The sequence below is a fragment of the Geodermatophilus sp. SMS 5-13 genome (assembly GCF_059428245.1).
On record NZ_CP165729.1, the window covers coordinates 223,133 to 239,494 of the forward strand.

Genomic DNA, 16,362 nt, shown 5'->3' on the forward strand with positions numbered 1-16,362 from the left:
AAGGAAATCCGCTCCGTGACCTGACCCTTACTCGGAGGGGTGAGGCCTGGTGACCGGCCGGTCCGACGGCGGGCGAGGTGCCGGCACGGTGGAGGACTGCAGCTCGGCCAGGGCGTCGTCCAGTCGGGCCGACCAGCACGCGGCGGACCGGGCTTCCTCGGCCTCGGCCCGCGCGATCATCCGCCCGAGCAGCAGTGCCGCGAGCAGGCCGAGCGCGATCCACGCTCCGACCAGCAACAGCCAAGTCATCGGGGCCCCGTGAGAGAAATCCGCAGGTGGCGGGCGCCACTCCAACCGGCATGCTGCCGCGCGCACGTGTCTTTCACCACGTGACAAAGGTCCCGAAGCGGACCGAAACCCGGAGTGTTTCGACATTCAACGAGCAGGCCGTCACTGACTGTCACCGGACGGCCGGGTTGCTCCCGCCTAACGACGTGCCCGTCCGGGCGAGCGTGCGGCAGAGTAGCTGCTCGGGGAGGCGGAGTTGCCCAGCGAACCGGTCCGCTCACGGTCCGGATCGCCCCTGAGCGATCACGCTCCGTGACGTACACGCCGGTCACCTGATCGTGACCACGAGATCACTTGACCCGGCGGGAGCGCTCACAAAGTCTCGCCCGGGCGACGGCTCACCGAAAGGCGTGCAGCCGGGCACGGAAACCGGCTGTTCGACGGGGAAGGTGGAGGCGCGACGGTGCACACGGTCATGAGCGGCGCGGGCCGCTCCTGCGCCGTCCCCGTCGGCGTCGTCCCCACCCGTCGCCCCTCTCGCTGGATCGGCCGCGGCCTGCTCGCCGCGCTCCTGCTGCTCGGCTGCTCGGTGCTGCTGGCCCTCCTCGCCGAGGGGGCGCGCGCCGAGGAGGGCCTGGCCCCGCGGCCGGCCGGACAGCAGCTCTGGGCCGACTGGCGCTACGAGCGCCCGGCGCACGGGATGCCGCTGGGCGCCGGCGCCACGACCGAGCTCCCCGGCGGCACCCAGACCCCGGCGCCCCAGACGCCGCCGCCGGCCGACCCCCCGCCCCCGGCCGACCCGCCGCCGGCGGACGAGGCGCCGCCGGCGGACGAGGCGTCGCCGGACGGCGACATCCCGGTCGAGGACGACGCCCCCGGCACCGAGGCTCCCGATGAGCTGCCCGCGGACGACGGCCCGGCGTGCCCGGCCGTGACCTCCACCGTCGCCGGTGCCGTCACCACCGCGGCCGACGGCTGCCCGGTCGTGGCCCCGGCGGCGCCCGCTCCGGCGAAGCCGGCCGCGACCAAGCCCAAGCCCGCCGCGACCAAGCCCGCCGTGACCACGCCCAAGCCCACCTCGTGCCCGACCACCGCGACCACGACGGTGGCCGCGACCACCGGCACGACGACGACCGCGGCCACCACCGCAACAGCCGCGACCGGCACGGCCTCGACGACGACCACCACGACGACCACCACGACGACGACCACGTCGACGACCACCACGACGCCGGCCACGACCCCGGCCACGACGACGCCGCCGGCCGACCCGTGCGCCGCGCCGGCCAAGCCGGTCGTCAAGCCCGCGCCCGTGCCCGTCGCGAAGCCGGTCGTCGCGGCCCCGGCGCCGCCGGCGGAGGTCGTCGCGCCGCCCGCCCCGATCGACATCCCGCTGCTGGACCCCTCGGCCGTGCCCGCCGGTCCGCACGAGCGCGTCGCGAGCACGAGTTCTGCCTCGTCCGCCGCCCCGGTGCCGCCCGTCGGCGCCCCCGCGGCCCACGACACCTCAGACACGCCGCCACCCGCGCCGAGCCCGCTGCCCCCGATCCCGCCCGTGCCTCCGGCGCCCGTCGCGCCGACCAGCAGTGCCGGCGGGAGCGGCTGCGGCGGCTCCGGCAGCAACCAGGGCAACGGTTCCCACGGACCGCTCGCCGTCCTGCCCGGCGGCTCCGCCCTGCACTCCGCGGACGGCGTCCTCCTCGCTGTCGCCACGGACACCGCCGGCTGCGTCGTCCGCAGCAGCGACGACCCGGCCGACCGACCGGACTAGAGCGGGCTCCTCGACCGCTCCGCGCAGAGGGCTGCTCGCCCGCCCTCCCGCCGTCGGGCCCGTGCCACGCCGTCCCCCGAGCGGCAGTGACCCGGCCGTCCCGACCGTCGCACGCCCGTCGTGCCCCGCACCCGATCAGCGCGCTGTCCCTGCGCTCATCCCCGAGGACTTCGTCTTTCCATGACACCGAACGCATCCAGCCTGCCCGCCGTGATGCTGCGCCCCGCGTGGAGCGCGGCCGTCGCCGCCTCTCCCGACCAGCAGAAGGGGGCCTAGCCATGTCGCTCGCGCGATCCGACATGTCGTCGCCGGACGAGCGCGACACCCACGTCCCCATGCCGCGGCGCCGCACCCGGGGCGTCGGCAAGGACCACCTGGCGTCCCTGACCGCGGCGGCGTCCACCGACATCGACGAGCCCACCGTGCTGCAGGAGGACGACATCGTCCACCGGCTGGAGACGCTGCGCCCGGTGCCGCCGCTGCCGCCTGCGCTGCCGCGCCCCCGCGCCGAGCGGACCCAGCGCGCCCCGGTCACCGCCTGGCCGGTGTACGACCCGTTCGCCGCCCGCCGCCGTCCCACGCCCGAGTGGCTGGTCCGCCACACCGCCGCGGTCGTCGCCGTCGACGCGCTGGCCGCCGCGGCCGCCGTGCTCGTGGCCCGGCTCCTCGGCGCTCCCCTCGGCTGGGCGGCCGTCGCGGGGGCCGCGGTCCTGTGGCCGCTGCTGGTGACCGGTGCCGGCGCCTACGCCGAACGCCGCCAGGGCACCGGTGGCGACGAGTTCCGGCGGGTCGCGCTCGCGGGGCTGGTCGCGGTCGCCGCCACGGGGATCGCCGGCGCGTTCGCCGGCAGCGCCCTCGACCGCATCGTGCTCGTCGCCGCGCCGCTGGCCACGGTGCTCTCGCTGCTCGCGCACGTGGCCTGCCGCTGGCGCCTGCACCGCGCCCGCGCGCAGGGGCACATGACCAAGGCCGTGGTCGTCGTCGGCCGCGACCGCGCCGTCCTGGACCTCGTCCAGCGGATCCGCCGCGACCCGACCGCCGGCCTGCGCGTGGTCGGGGCCTGCGTGCCGCGGCCGAAGGAGTCCAGCCTGCTCGTCGCCGGAGGGGTGCGCGTGCTCGGCGGCCTGGACGACGTGGTGCGCGTCCTCGACGAGGTCCGCTCCGACGCCGTCCTGGTGGCCTCGGCGAGCGAGTCCTCGGGCAGCTACCTGCGGGAGCTGGCGTGGCGGCTCGAGGGCACGCGCATCGACGTGCTGGTCGGTCCGGGCGTGATCGAGGTGGCGCCGCGGCGGCTGCAGGTCCGCCCCACGGCCAGCATGCCGCTGATCCAGATCCAGGAGCCGGAGTTCCGCGGCTACCGCCGGATCCTCAAGACGACGCTCGACCGGACGGTCGCCGCGTTCCTGCTCCTGCTCACGCTGCCGGGATCTCTGGCCATCGTCGCCGCCATCCGCTTCACCAGCCCGGGCCCGGCGCTGTTCCGGCACCGCCGGATCGGCAAGCAGGGGCGGGAGTTCATGGTCTACAAGTTCCGCAGCATGGTCGCCGACGCGCCGCCGGACCTGGCGCTCATGGAGCTCAACGAGGGCAACGAGGTCCAGTTCAAGATGAAGCGGGACCCGCGGGTGACGCCCGTCGGCCGCTTCCTGCGGCGGTACTCCCTCGACGAGCTGCCCCAGCTGCTCAACGTGCTCAAGGGCGAGATGTCGCTGGTCGGCCCCCGGCCGCACGTCACCCGCGAGGTCGAGGTGTACGGGCCCGACATGCACCGGCGGCTGCTGGTCAAGCCGGGGCTCACCGGGCTGTGGCAGGTCAGCGGCCGGTCCGACCTCGGCTGGGACGAGTCGGTGGAGCTCGACGTCCGCTACGTGGAGAACTGGTCGCTCGGCCTGGACCTGGTCATCCTGTGGCGCACGGTCCGGGCCGTCCTGCGCAGCTCCGGCGCCTACTGACGGGCGGGGGCGTAGACCTGGAGGAGGGCGGCGCGCTGATCGGGGACGGTGTTGTGCGCGAGCACGTCGGCCCAGCCGTGCACGTTGGCGGTGGCGGCGTCGGCGTCGAGGAGGCAGTCCAGCGCGGGAGCCGGGTCGTCGCCGGCCAGGGTCAGCGGCGCCGGGACGTCGGCGAAGCTGGGCAGCCGGCGCACCAGGGTGGGCACCCCGAGCGCCGCGGCCTCGGCCACCATCAGCGGGAAGCCCTCCCACCGGGCCGAGTGCAGGTACAGGTCGGCCTCGCCCAGCGCCTCGAGGACGGCGGCGCGGGGCAGCCAGCCGGAGACCTCGACGCCGGCCGCCTCGATCGCCGCCCGTCCCGTGTCGCCGTCGCCGAGCCAGCGGGCCCGCAGGTCGGGGAGCTTGGCGCGCAGCCGCTCGACGAGCCGCAGGAAGAACTCGGGGTCCTTCTGCGGCCAGAGCCGGCCACCGCCGACGACCAGCGGCGGTCCGGCCGGACGGGTGCGGGTCCGCGGCCGGGTCGGCGGCGCGATGTTGGGGACGAGCACGCGCGGGGCCCGGCGCCGTCCGGGCCAGGCCGACAGCTGCACCTCCCGGGCCGAGCAGCCGGCGAACGCGGACGTGTTGAGCGCCAGCAGGGCCTCGGCCAGCCGGAAGCCGCCCCGGACCGCCGGGGACACGTCGCGGCGCTCGAAGGAGTAGCAGTGCGGCGTGTAGACCAGGTACGGCGCGCCCCGGCGGACGGCGAGCCGGGCGTAGCCGCCGCCGTGGCTGGAGTGCGCGTGCACCACGTCGGGTCGCACGTCGGCGACGACCTCCCGCACCCGGCGGATCCGCGCGAGGTGGCCGCCGAGCATGCGCTGCGTGGAGGCGAAGTCGGCCTGCTCGGCCAGATCGCCCTCGGCGTCGACCGCCGTCCCGGAGAGCAGGTGGTGCTCGGCCTCGGGCAGGGACCGCGTGTACTGGGCGATCGCCGAGCCCACTCCGCTGGCGTACTTCTGCACCACGTGCAGGACCCGCAGCGGCGGGGCGTCGGGCGTGCCGGGGGAGGAGTCCGTCGGGCGCACGACGGCGATCCTCTCCCGACCTGCCCTTTTCCGGTGCCCGCAGGGCGGTTGCGTCCCCCGTCCGGGGGTGTGCGCCGGTGACCGCGGTGTTCGTCGACCTCGCCGACCCCGCCTTCTGGGCGCGCCCGGCCGAGGAGAAGCACGCCGCCTTCGCCGAGCTCCGCCGGCTGGACCGGCCGCAGTTCTTCCCCGGCCCGGACGGCGGCTTCCACGCCCTAGTCCGGCACGCCGACGTCGTCGCGGCGAGCACGACCCCGGACCTGTTCAGCAGCGAGCCGAGCGTGACCACGCCGCCGCCGGAGCGCTGGGTGCGCGCGGTGTTCGGCGACTCGATGGTCAACATGGACGGCCCCCGGCACGCGGACCTGCGCCGGATCGTGCAGCGGGCGTTCACCGCGCGGCGGGTCACGCTGATCGAGGAGTCCGTCCAGCGGATCGCCACGGAGATCGTGGACGACGTCCTGCGGCAGGGGACCGGCGACTTCGTGTCGCTCGCCGCCGCGCCCCTGCCCGCGCACGTCATCAGCGAGCTGATGGGCATCCCCGCTGGGCGCAGGCAGATGGTCCTCGACCAGGTCACCGGGTCCACCGAGCTGATCGGCGTCGAGGGCGACGCCCGGCCGCGGCTGCGGATGCCCGGCCGCAACCTCGCCGCGCTGGCCCGGCTGCACCTGCTCGTGCGCCGCATCGGCGCCGAGCGGCGGCGCCGGCCGACCGGGGACCTCGTCTCCAGCCTGGTCGCCGCCGACCTCGGCGGCCGGCAGCTCGGCGCGTTCTTCTCGCTGCTGCTCATCGCCGGCATCGAGACCACCCGCAACGCGATCGCCCACGGGCTGCGGCTGCTCGGGGAGCATCCCGACCAGCGCGCCCTGCTGCTCTCCGACCTCGACGCGCACCTGCCGGGCGCGGTGGAGGAGATGCTGCGGTGCGCCACGCCGATCGTGCAGTTCCGCCGGAACGTCACCCGCGACTGCGACTGGCGCGGCGCCCGGCTGCGCCGCGGCGACACCGTGCTGCTCCTCTACGCCTCGGCGAACCGCGACGAGGCGGTCTTCGCCGACCCGGAGACCTTCGACATCACCCGGCGGCCCAATCCGCACCTGGCCTTCGGCGGCACCGGCCCGCACTACTGCCTCGGCGCCTCCCTCGCCCGCACCGAGCTACGCGTCTTCTTCCGTGAGCTGCTGACCCGCGCGCCCGGCGTCCGTCCCGCGGGGGAGCCGGTGCTCGTGCCGTCCAACTTCGACAACCGGATCAGGCGACTGTCGTTCGCCATGGATTTCCTGTGAAACTTGGTGGGCACGGAACCCCGTCGAGCGCAGCGGCGCACCGCCGGGCTCATGGACAGACGCAGCGGGGATCGGAGCACGGGTGGAGCAGGCGGCGCCGCAGGACGTTCAGTTCTGCGCCGAGGTGATCCGGGACGGCGACGGGTTCACCGCCCTGGCCGAGGAGTGGGACGCCCTGTACCGGGCCGCACCCCGCGCCACTCCGTTCCAGACCCACGCCTGGCTGGCCGCGTGGTGGCGGGCGTACGGCGGCCGGCGTCCCCTGCGGGTGGCCGTCGTCCGGGACGGCGAGGGCCGGCTGGTCGCCGCCGCGCCGCTGCACGTGCGCCGGCGCGGGCCGGTGCGGGTGCTCGCCCCCCTGGGGGGCGCGATCTCCGACTTCACCGACGTCCTGGTCGCCGAGGACCTGCTGCCGCCCGAACAGCTGCCGGATGTGGTGGCGTCCCTGCGCTCGGCCCTGGAGGCCGCCGGCGGCTGGGACGTCGTCGACCTCCCCGAGGCCCGCCCCGGCGCGGCCGCGGAGCTGCTGCTCGACGGCTGGCGCGGGCCGCGCTGGACCCTGCCGGCGTCGACCTGCATGGAGGTGCACGCCGGCAGCCTCGAGGAGCTGCTCGAGCAGTTCCCGTCGAAGCGCGCCAGCGAGGTGCGCCGGCGGCTGCGCCGCGCCGATGCGCTGGGCATCGAGATGGTCGACGTGCCGTCGGACGAGGTCGCCGAGGGCGTCGCGGAGATGATCCGGCTGCACGCGGACCAGTGGGCCGGCCGGGGCGTCAACCCCGAGCACCTGCGCCCCCGGTTCGCCCAGCACCTCACCGAGGCCCTCGGGCCCATGATCCGCGACGGGCAGGCGGTCATGAGCCGCTTCCGGCTCGACGGCGAGGTGGTCGGGGTCAAGCTCGCCCTGGTGGGCCACGACATGACCGGCGGCTACCTGGTCGGCGTGCGGCGGGCGGTCTACAAGAAGATGGACTTCTTCCCCTTCCTGCTGCGGGACGACCTCCGGGTCACGGCGCGGGCCGGGCTCTCGGTCCTCTCCATGCTGCGCGGCCGGGAGGAGCACAAGGACCGCTGGAAGCCGGTCGCGCGGGTGAGCCGGCGGCTGGTCCTGGCCCGGCCGGGCGCTCTCCTCGCCTACCCGTACGCGGCGGCCGTGCACGGCAGGGCGCGAGCGGTCGTGCTGGCGCGGGAGAAGGCGCCGTGGCTGCGCGACGTCCGGGCACGGGTGAACACCGCGCGGACGTCGAGCCGGTCCTAGCGCCGCTCCGGGGTCACCCGGTCGGGCGGAACATGGCGCCACCTGGGTGCTGTGCTGCTGACCGGCACCGATACGGCACCTAGGCTCGCGCAGGTGACGAACCGGAACACCGAGGCCGCACCGCCCTCCTCCGTGGCGGAGGCGTCGCGTCCGGCGCCCGCCACCGCCACGAAGCAGCCGGCGAAGAACGGCCGACCGTCGCTGCCCGTGGGCGGTCCCGGCTCCGCGCCGTCCGCGGGAGTCACGGTCCGGCCCCGCCCGCGCCGGTGGGCCGTCGCCCTGCGCGTGCTCGTCCCGCTCCTGCTCGCCGCCGTCTGCGGCGGCGCCGTGTTCGCCTACCTGCAGGCCCGGCCGGCCGCCTACACCAGCGAAGCGCTGGTCGCGGTGCTCCCGACCGATCCGGCGACGCCGCTGTCCACCTCCTTCACGTCCATCTGGGTGGAGATCGGCAACTCCGACGCCGTCCTCACCCGGGCGGCGGCCGCGCTGGACACCACCCGGCAGCAGCTCACGGACAGCCTGACCGTGGCTCAGGCCGGTGACGCGGCGCTGGTGTCCGTCCAGATCACGAGCCCGGACCGGGCCCGGTCGTCCGACTGGGCCAACGGCGTGGCCGGCCAACTGCTCGCCCAGGCCACGGACAACCCCGTGCCGGGCTACCGGCTCCAGCAGGTGACGACGGCCGTCCCGGCGCAGCAGGCGAGCGGTCTGTCGCCGGCGCTGCTGGCGGGTGCCGCCGCCCTGGTCGGCCTGCTCGTCGGGATCGCGGTGCTGCAGTGGGCCGCGCGCCGGCGTCGCCGGCGCGCCCGCCGTCCCTGACCCAGCCGCAGGCCGGAGTCTTGCGGTGGTGCGCACGCTCTCCCGGTGCTGCAATGCCGCGAGAGGGTGCGCAACACCGCAAGAGCACTGCTCCCAGCGCGGCCTCCGGGGGTGAACGCGGGTCGCGGGGGCGCTACAGGCCCCAGGGAGGGCGTTCGGTGCGGTGCGAGCGGCTCGGACCGCCGGCGTACGGTTCCCGCGCATGCAGCCCGGTGCCCTGTTCGACCTGTCCGGCACGACCAGCGTGGTCACCGGCTCCAGCCGCGGCATCGGCCTGGCCATCGCCCGCACCCTCCTGTTCCAGGGTGCCGACGTCCTGATCAACGGCTACGACGCGGCCGAGACCGACGCCGCGCTCACCGCGCTGTGCGAGCAGCACCCGCACCGGGCCGACGGCCGCCCGCGGGTAGCCGGCCTGCCCGGAGACGTCACCGACCCCGCCCGGGCGCGGGAGTTGGTGGATGAGGCGGTCCGAGTCTTCGGACGTCTGGACCACATGGTCTGCAACGCCGGGATCGACATCATCAAGCCGGCGGTCGACTACACAGCCGAGGAGTGGGACCGCGTCCTCGCGGTCAACCTGCGCGGGGCCTTCCAGCCGGCGCAGGCCGCCGCCCGTCACTGGATCGCCGAGGGCCGCGGCGGCGCCATCACGATGACCTCCTCGATCGCCGGATCCGTCGGCATCCCGACCCTGGCCCCGTACGCGGCCAGCAAGGGCGGGGTGAACCAGCTGGTGCGCACCCTGGCCGCCGAATGGGCAGGGCACGGTATCCGCGTCAACGCCGTCGCCCCGGGCTACGTCGCCAACATCATGGACGGCGTCTCCGCGCACGACGCCCCCACGTCGGACCAGCGCATCAACACCTTCACACCGCTCGGTCGCCGCGCCACCGTCGAGGAGATCGCGGCCCCGTACGCATTCCTGGCGTCTCGGGGCGCCGGCTACGTCACCGGCTGCGTCCTGGCCGTCGACGGGGGCTACACCGCCACCTGACGACCACCAGCTGTCAGGCGTCGTCCTCGCGGCGCCCGGCGACGGCGGCCGCCAGGAGGAGCGCCACGGCAGCGCCCGCGGCGCCGCCGCCCGCGGGGACCGCCCACCCCGGGACCGTGGGCGCGTCCGGCAGCTCCGGCGCGGCCGCCACCGTCGTGGTGAAGGCGTCGAAGGCGTCGAGGTCGACCAGCGCGCTGCTGACGGTCGCGGCGACGTTCTGCGCCGCGCGCGCCGTTGCGGCCGAGCCCGTCACGCTGATGACCGGCGCGTCCGGCGCGGCCTGCACCTGCACGAAGCGCCGGGGGTCGTCGGCGGCGTCGGGCAGGCCGGCGTCCTCGAGCGCCGGGCCCACCACGCTCGGCGCGGCACCCAGCCGGGCCAGCGCCTGGGCCGCGCGGGCGATCGCCGTCGGGTCCGCGCCGGCGACGGCGGACACCGACAGGTAGGCCGTGGACTCGTACGTGGGGTCCTGGGCGGCGCCCAGGGCGCTGCCCGCGGCCACTCCGACGACCAGGCCCGCGGCGACCCACCACCAGCGCCGGACCACGAGCCGCACCCCGGGCAGGCCGTGGGCGGTGTCCGGTGCGGGCAGTTCCTCGCGGAGGACCGCGGTCATGAGTGACTCCCTGTGACAGCCGGGACCGGCGCCGCCACGGTGGTGACGGCGTCCTCCCGGGATTCGGGCGTGGCGGGCGCGCTCCGTCTCGCGGGGTCCGGCGCGGCGAGATCGATGTCGGCCGCACCCCAGCCGGCCACCCCGAGCCCGACCGCCAGGAGGACGGAACTCGGACCGCCGAGGTCGCCGGAGATCATCCCCACCAGCTCGAAGGTGAGCACCCCGACGCCCGCGAGGGTCAGGGCCGTGCTCGCGCCCGATCGGCGCCGGGCGGCCCGGACCAGGCCGCGGCCGAGCAGCACCAGGAAGACGGTTCCGTAGAGCGCGGCGACCACCAGGCCCTGCTCGCTGGCCACCAGCAGGTAGAAGTTGTGCGGGGACTCCAGCTCGACGCGCTGGAAGTCGCCGCCCTGCGCGATGTCGCTCGAGCCGAGCAGGCTCAGATCGGCGTAGGAGTCGCGGTGCTCCGGGAACGCGCGGAGACCGACGCCGAGCAGCGGGTGGTCGAACGCCATCTGGGAGGCCGCCCCCCACAGCGCCAGCCGGTCGATCACGGACTGGTCGGGGTTCGAGCCGGCGTCCGCCAGGCTGGAGACCCGTTCGGCCAGGTCGTTGCCGTCGTCGCCCAGGGCCGGGAGGACGGCGGCACCGGCCACACCGACGACCGCGACGACGGCGATCACGCTCAGCAGCCGGGCCACCCGCCCGCGGCTCAGGACGACGGCTGCGGCGGCGGCCGTGGCCACCCAGGCGCCGCGGCCCAGCGAGAAGGCGAGCGGCAGGACCAGGAAGGCCGCCCCGGCGAGCGCCCACCACCGGGCGCGGCCGGTCAGGACGACGGCCAGCGCCAGGCAGACGACCAGCGCCAGGCCGCTCAGCTCGCCGAGGGCGCCGATGTTGTAGGCCCCGTACGTGCCCACCGCCCGGATCGGCTGTCCACCGATGTCGGCGCCGGTCCCGGTGGCGGTCTGGAAGATGCCGACCGCTCCCTGCACCAGGGCGAGCCCGACGAAGGCGCCGAGCAGGATGCGGGCATCGGTCCGGCTGCGCAGGGCGATCATCACGGCCAGCGGTGCCAGGCAGAACAGCTGCAGGAACCGCACGCCGCCGACGAGGCTGGCCGGGAAGTCGACGGCCAGGACCGCGATGAGCAGGCTCGCGAGGCCCAGCAGCCCGAACCCCACGGCCGGCACCGTGCGCACCACCGCCGTCCCGGGCCGGCGGAGCAGCTCCAGCGCGGCGAGCGCGATGGCCACCACCAGGGCGAGATCGCTGAGGGTGACGGCCGGTCCGGCGCCGGGAGTGGTGGCGGAGGACACCGCCGTGGCCAGGACGGCGATCGCGATCCAGACGCTCGGCCGGAGCGCGTTGCGGCGCAGGAAGGCCACGCGGTTCCCCCTTTCGTAGCCTCTTCACAGGTCATCGAGGCCCGATTTCGGGCCGGTTGAGTGCACAATGATGGCATCCGACCAGCGACGACGGGCTCGAGAGCGGGCACGTTCACCAGGAGGAATGCACGTGACGGTGCCCCGGACGGGTCTGCCCTGGAGCGCGGGACGGCCACGTGCGTGCCGCGCTCGGGCCGGTCATGGGGCGCGCCGCTAGCCACCGGCGTCCCCGTCGCAGCCGCCGGCCGGCGCTGGCGATCGGGGCGCTGGTCGTGCTGCTCGTGGCCGCGGGCGTGGTCTGGGGAGTCCTCGCCGGCCCGGCCACCGGCCCGGGCGTGGTGCCCACCTCCCCGGACGGACGGGCCGACGTCGTGGTGCTGCCGGTCGTCCCGGTCGGCGGCGACCTCGACGGCGGCAGGCAGACCGTCGAGAGCGCCTTCGCCGACGTGGAGAGCGCGGCCGACATGGGTGCCGGCGGGATCCGCGTCACCGCGGACCTCAGCTGGCTGTGCGAACCGGGCGGCTGCGACACCGGCCCGCTCGAGCCCCTCGTGGCGCATGCCCGCGAGCTGGGACTGCGCGTCTACCTGCACGTCAACAGCACGCCCACCTGGATGGACCCCCGCGGCACCTGGTACGGCCCGGAGGGTGCCGATGTCCGCCGGTGGGCCGGGCTCTTCGGCGAGCTGGTCGAGCGCTTCGGCACCGACGTGGCCGGATACGAGGTCTGGAACGAGCCGAACAACGAGGACTTCTGGCGGCAGGGGCCGGACGCCGGGGCCTACGCCGACCTGCTCAAGGCGACGTGGACGGAGGCGAAGGGGATCGATCCCGACGTCCAGATCATCGGCGCGGTGCTGAGCAACAACGACCTCGGCTACATGCGGGCGCTCAGCGCGGCGCTGGCCGAGCGCGGCGGGAACCGGGAGAACACGTTCTTCTACGACCAGCTCGGCGTGCACCCGTACGCCGGGGAGTTGGGGGAGGGGTACGACCCCACCACCCCGGCGGGCTCGGCGGATCAGAGCACGACGTACGGCGACAAGGACATGACGTTGCTCGGGCTGGTCCGGCTGCGCGAGCAGGTCGCCCAGGACGAGGGCATCGAGCGCGACGTGGTCATCGGCGAGTTCGGGTACGACATCACACCCGGCGCCTGGTACTACGTCCCCGAGCCGCAGCGGGCCGAGTACCTGACGACCGCCCTCCGGATCGCGGCGGGCTGGGACTGGGTGACCGCCTTCACCGTCTACGGCTACTTCGACTCGTCGGTCGACGGGTTCAGCATCGAGGGGACGCCGAGCGAGGCCGCGCTGCAGCAGGAGACGGAGGACCTGCGCCGCTGATCGCGGCGCAGCCTCAGCCGGCCTCCTTGTGCAGCAGGGCCCGGAGCCGGTGCCGGACGAGCTTGGCCTCGAGCCGGAGGGCGCCGTCGTCCTGCCCGACGTAGAACCGGGGAACGGTGTAGCGGTGCGGCCGGCGGTGGTCGTCGGTCGCGAGCGCGTACCCGTGCCCGGCGTCCCGGACCGCGTCGATCGCCTCGGGGGAGAAGGCGCCGTACGGGTAGGCGAAGCCCTCGACGTCGTGCTGGAGGACCTCCTGCAGCACCCGGTGGCACTCGGTCACCTCGCGACGGACGGCGTCCGGGTCGAGCTCGGAGAGGCGGGCGTGCGTGCTGGTGTGGTTGCCGACCTCGTGACCGGCGGCCTCCGCGGCGCGGACGTCGTCGGCGCTCATCAGGGGGAGGAGCGGGCCCCCGGACACCCAGTCGGCGCCGCCCGACAGCTTGCCGGCGACCACGTAGACGCTGGCCGAGACCCCGTGCGCGGCCAGGACGGGCATGGCGTACTCGACGAAGTCGCGGTACCCGTCGTCGAAGGTCAGGGCCACGAGCCGCGACGCCCGTCCCTGCTGCGCGGCGCGGAGGTACTCGCCGGCCGGCACGGGGCGCAGCCCGCGGCGGCGCAGGTGCCGCAGCTGGCGGTCGAGGACGTCCGGGTGCACCCGCAGGTGGTCGGGGTCGGGCTCCGTCGACGGGCTGACCGAGTGGTACATCAGCACGCGGGGAGCCCGCGGGATTCTCGCGTCGTCGATGACCTCGATCGTCTCCACCTGCTCTGCTCCTCCTCTTCTCCGCCGGGACGGCGCCCGGCGTCCGGACCGTAGTGGTACCGGCCGTTTCCGTTCTAGGCCTCCGCCGGCCGCCAGTTGGTCATGGGCACCAGGACGACGAGGGAGACCGTGAGCACGACCCCCATCACGATCAGGCGCGGGATCCCGTCGGTGGCCACGAAGGCCACCGTGAGCGCCACGCCCCGCGCCACGTCCCAGTAGAGCCGGGCGCTGTCCCGGCCCAGGAAGTTGGGCAGCCGGTTGATGGGGTGCGGGGCCAGCAGCGGCCCCCAGAACAGCACCGCGGCGATGCTGAGCGGCAGCAGCCAGTCGGCCGTCTCCCCGTCGGTGGCGTAGACGGCCAGGACGACGCCGCTCACCAGGGCCGCAGCGGTGACCAGCAGGCCGATTCCGATGGCCAGCCGGCGCGTGACGGTGTAGGCGTGGGGGTCCCGGTCGCGGACCGCCTTGGCCAGGCGCGCCTCGAGGGGCGGGGCGACGAGCTGGATGAGCACGGTCGAGAAGCCGCCGCAGATGCGGCTGATGACCGCCCACGGCGCGGCCGCGGCGCCCAGGCCGGGGAGCAGCAGCCCAGGGAGGAACGAGCTCCAGCCACCCACGAGGCTGGCCATCGCGGGCTGGAACGTCCGCCGGAGGTAGGTCCGCCGCAGTCGCCGTCGGCTGGCCCGCGGGAGCGGGGGCAGCGCGGGACCCCAGTGCTGCCGTCGCAGGGCGAGCGCCCCGGCCGTGAGCGCGTAGGCGACGCTGTTGGCCAGGGTCAGGCTGAGCGGTCCCCAGGAGACCAGGGACACCACCACCGTCGTCGCCAGGACCAGGACTCCGTACCAGAGCCGGGCCAGGCCGATGCCGTCGTTGTCCCCGGCCCGGACCAGCCGGGTCATGAGGAGCACGTAGGCGCCCAGCGTGCCGGTGAGGACGGCGGAACTGGCGAAGGTGCCCCGGGGCAGGTCCAGCGAGGGTTCCAGGGGCGTCAGCGCCACCACCGCCGCGGACACCACCGCCATGGCGGTCAGGGACGACGTCGTGGCCACGCGCGCCATCCGCGGGCCGCGCAGCACCGGGTAGATGAAGGGGAAGGCGAGCTGGGCCGCGTTGCCCAGCAGCACGGCGACCGCGGAGGCGAAGACCAGCACGTAGACCTGCTCGGTCTGGCGCAGCAGGATCGGCACGACCATCGCCGCGAACGTGAACGCCTGCCCCGCCATGCCGAACCGGAGGAAGGAGAGGTGGCGCAGGAACGCCCGCCGCGATGCGGCGGGCGGCGTCTCTGCGGGGTCGTCCTCGGCGGTGGGCGCCTCGGACCGGGGGGTCGGCACCCGCCCATCGTGCCTGCTCAGGACGGTCAGTGGGGCGGGCTGTCCCCCGGCCGGGTGCTTCCGGGGGCTGCGCCCACCGGCTCAGCGGTAGACGCGCAGGCTGTCGATCGCGTAGACGATCGGGGTCGTGCCCGCGGGGCTGGGGTGCCACGGCGAGACGTTGACCGACAGGTTGGCGATGATGAACGGCCGGGCGCTGCCGATGCCGGTCCCGTCGGAGAACACCGGGCGCATCCCCTCGAGCGTGTCGCCGATGTACCAGGTGTCGTCGTCGGTGCCGAGCTGGACGCCGATCCACACCCACCGCCCGGGAGCGATCAGGTTCGGGTCGGTGACGTAGGTGCCGCCCGACCGCACGTGGTTGGTGAGCTCCAGCAGGTTCGGGTTGTCGGAGTGCCACTCGAAGGCGTCGACCTCGCCGCCCGGGCCGTCCCACGTCCACAGCGCCGGCCAGGCCCCGGTGTTGCCCGTCGGCATCATGACCCGGTTGACCAGGAAGTCACCCGCCTGCACCCGGAAGCCGTTGCCGCCGACGCCGTGCGCGTTCTCCGTGGTCAGCAGGCCGGTGTTCCAGTAGAAGTCGTCCCGCGGGGTGGCCGTGATGGTCAGCACGCCGCCGCTGACCTGCATGGCGTCGGGGGTGATCCAGTCGCGCTTGTAGTTGTTCGGGTTGTGGTCGCCGAACTCGTAGCTGGTGGTCTGCCACCCCCACGTGCGGCCCGGGCCGAGGTCCAGTGCGTCGAACTCGTCGCCGAAGGCGAGCGTCCGGCCGGCGGCCGGGCCCCCCGCCGGCGCGACGGGTGCCGCCGGCCCCGGGGCCGTGGTGCTCGTCCCGGCGGGGCTGTTCCCCGCGGGGCTGTTCCCGGCCGGGGCGGCCGGGGCCGGCGGCTCGGGAGCGGGAGTGCTGCTCCCGGCCGGGGCGGCCGGCGGAGCGGCCGGTGCCGGCGGCTCGGGGACAGGAGTGCTGCTCGGGACAGGGCTGCTCGTGGTGGGGCTACTCGGGACGGCGCTGCTCGCGGTGGTGCTGTTCCCGGCGGTGCTCTCCCCGGTGCTGGTCCCCGCAGGGGCGCCGGACGAGCCGGTCGGACCGGGCGCGGGGGACGGAGCGGGCGTCGGCGAGGTCGATCCGCCGGCAGACCGCTCGGCGTTCTTCGGCGGTGCCATGGCTCCCGGGCCGGTCGCCGCCAGGTCGACGAGGTCCGACGCGGCGCCGTCCCCGGGACCGGGGGCGGCGGCGGGGACCGCCTGCGCCCCGGCCAGCGCCAGGAGCGCGACGGCGATCCCGAGAAGGGGCAGGTGGAGCCGCCGGATCCGGAGACGCCGGGGCGCGCGGTGGCGGGTGGCCGTCCGGGGCTTGGTCGACACGCGAGGGAAGCTAGCGCAGACGAACCGTTCCTTCACGATCCTGAGCGCTCCCGATAGTTGCGCGCGCACGGATCAGGCGGTCCTCGCGGCGTCGGTCGTCGCCCGTTCGGGCGTCACGCGGCGAACGGCCTGGTGGGCACCGCTGCCGGCGGGCAAGATCCCGTGC

General features: G+C 75.3%; 14 protein-coding genes. 7 read left to right on the forward strand and 7 right to left on the reverse strand.

The window, feature by feature from the left end:
* Positions 1 to 27 precede the first annotated feature (27 nt).
* A complete protein-coding gene (locus tag AB3388_RS01080) occupies positions 28 to 249 on the reverse strand; it encodes a hypothetical protein (protein ID WP_495408909.1) in 222 nt (73 codons plus the stop codon).
* Positions 250 to 703: 454 nt separating this feature from the next.
* Between AB3388_RS01080 and AB3388_RS01085 the strand changes: the two genes are divergently transcribed.
* A complete protein-coding gene (locus AB3388_RS01085) occupies positions 704 to 1,999 on the forward strand; it encodes a hypothetical protein (protein ID WP_495408910.1) in 1,296 nt (431 codons plus the stop codon).
* 278 nt (positions 2,000 to 2,277) lie between these two features.
* On the forward strand, positions 2,278 to 3,951 hold the full coding sequence (locus tag AB3388_RS01090; RefSeq protein WP_495408911.1) for a sugar transferase: 1,674 nt from the start codon (positions 2,278 to 2,280) through the stop codon (positions 3,949 to 3,951).
* Here the strand turns inward: AB3388_RS01090 and AB3388_RS01095 are convergent.
* Entirely contained in the window at positions 3,945 to 5,018 is a 1,074-nt protein-coding gene (locus AB3388_RS01095) for a glycosyltransferase family 4 protein (RefSeq protein WP_495408912.1), read from the reverse strand. The two genes, AB3388_RS01090 and AB3388_RS01095, sit on opposite strands and share 7 nt — an antisense overlap.
* 77 nt (positions 5,019 to 5,095) lie before the next feature.
* Between AB3388_RS01095 and AB3388_RS01100 the strand changes: the two genes are divergently transcribed.
* The 4 genes from AB3388_RS01100 (at position 5,096) to AB3388_RS01115 (ending at position 9,378) form a co-directional block, all read left to right on the forward strand.
* The gene (locus AB3388_RS01100) at positions 5,096 to 6,307 is read left to right on the forward strand and encodes a cytochrome P450 (protein ID WP_495408913.1); all 1,212 of its coding nucleotides are present in this window, start codon (positions 5,096 to 5,098) and stop codon (positions 6,305 to 6,307) included.
* 82 nt (positions 6,308 to 6,389) lie between these two features.
* Positions 6,390 to 7,562, forward strand: a complete 1,173-nt coding sequence (locus AB3388_RS01105) for a GNAT family N-acetyltransferase (protein WP_495408914.1) — start codon at positions 6,390 to 6,392, stop codon at positions 7,560 to 7,562.
* Between the two features lie 93 nt (positions 7,563 to 7,655).
* Complete coding sequence (locus AB3388_RS01110) at positions 7,656 to 8,381, forward strand: hypothetical protein (RefSeq protein ID WP_495408915.1); 726 nt, start codon at positions 7,656 to 7,658, stop codon at positions 8,379 to 8,381.
* Between the two features lie 202 nt (positions 8,382 to 8,583).
* Positions 8,584 to 9,378, forward strand: a complete 795-nt coding sequence (locus tag AB3388_RS01115; protein WP_495408916.1) for an SDR family NAD(P)-dependent oxidoreductase — start codon at positions 8,584 to 8,586, stop codon at positions 9,376 to 9,378.
* Positions 9,379 to 9,391: 13 nt separating this feature from the next.
* Here AB3388_RS01115 and AB3388_RS01120 read toward each other — a convergent pair whose 3' ends face one another.
* Positions 9,392 to 9,994, reverse strand: a complete 603-nt coding sequence (locus AB3388_RS01120) for a YveK family protein (RefSeq protein WP_495408917.1) — start codon at positions 9,992 to 9,994, stop codon at positions 9,392 to 9,394.
* Complete coding sequence (locus AB3388_RS01125) at positions 9,991 to 11,382, reverse strand: O-antigen ligase family protein (RefSeq protein ID WP_495408918.1); 1,392 nt, start codon at positions 11,380 to 11,382, stop codon at positions 9,991 to 9,993. The genes AB3388_RS01120 and AB3388_RS01125 overlap by 4 nt, the downstream gene beginning before the upstream one ends.
* Positions 11,383 to 11,558: 176 nt before the next feature.
* Between AB3388_RS01125 and AB3388_RS01130 the strand changes: the two genes are divergently transcribed.
* On the forward strand, positions 11,559 to 12,728 hold the full coding sequence (locus AB3388_RS01130; RefSeq protein ID WP_495408919.1) for a hypothetical protein: 1,170 nt from the start codon (positions 11,559 to 11,561) through the stop codon (positions 12,726 to 12,728).
* 13 nt (positions 12,729 to 12,741) lie between these two features.
* On the opposite strand, the gene AB3388_RS01135 is transcribed toward AB3388_RS01130, so the two are convergent.
* The 3 genes from AB3388_RS01135 to AB3388_RS01145 form a co-directional block, all read right to left on the reverse strand.
* Positions 12,742 to 13,494: a polysaccharide deacetylase family protein gene (locus AB3388_RS01135; protein ID WP_495408920.1), complete on the reverse strand. Its 753-nt coding sequence runs from the start codon at positions 13,492 to 13,494 to the stop codon at positions 12,742 to 12,744.
* Between the two features lie 74 nt (positions 13,495 to 13,568).
* A complete protein-coding gene (locus AB3388_RS01140) occupies positions 13,569 to 14,831 on the reverse strand; it encodes a hypothetical protein (protein WP_495408921.1) in 1,263 nt (420 codons plus the stop codon).
* Positions 14,832 to 14,912: 81 nt separating this feature from the next.
* The gene (locus AB3388_RS01145) at positions 14,913 to 16,196 is read right to left on the reverse strand and encodes a LamG domain-containing protein (protein WP_495408922.1); all 1,284 of its coding nucleotides are present in this window, start codon (positions 16,194 to 16,196) and stop codon (positions 14,913 to 14,915) included.
* Positions 16,197 to 16,362: the final 166 nt, after the last annotated feature.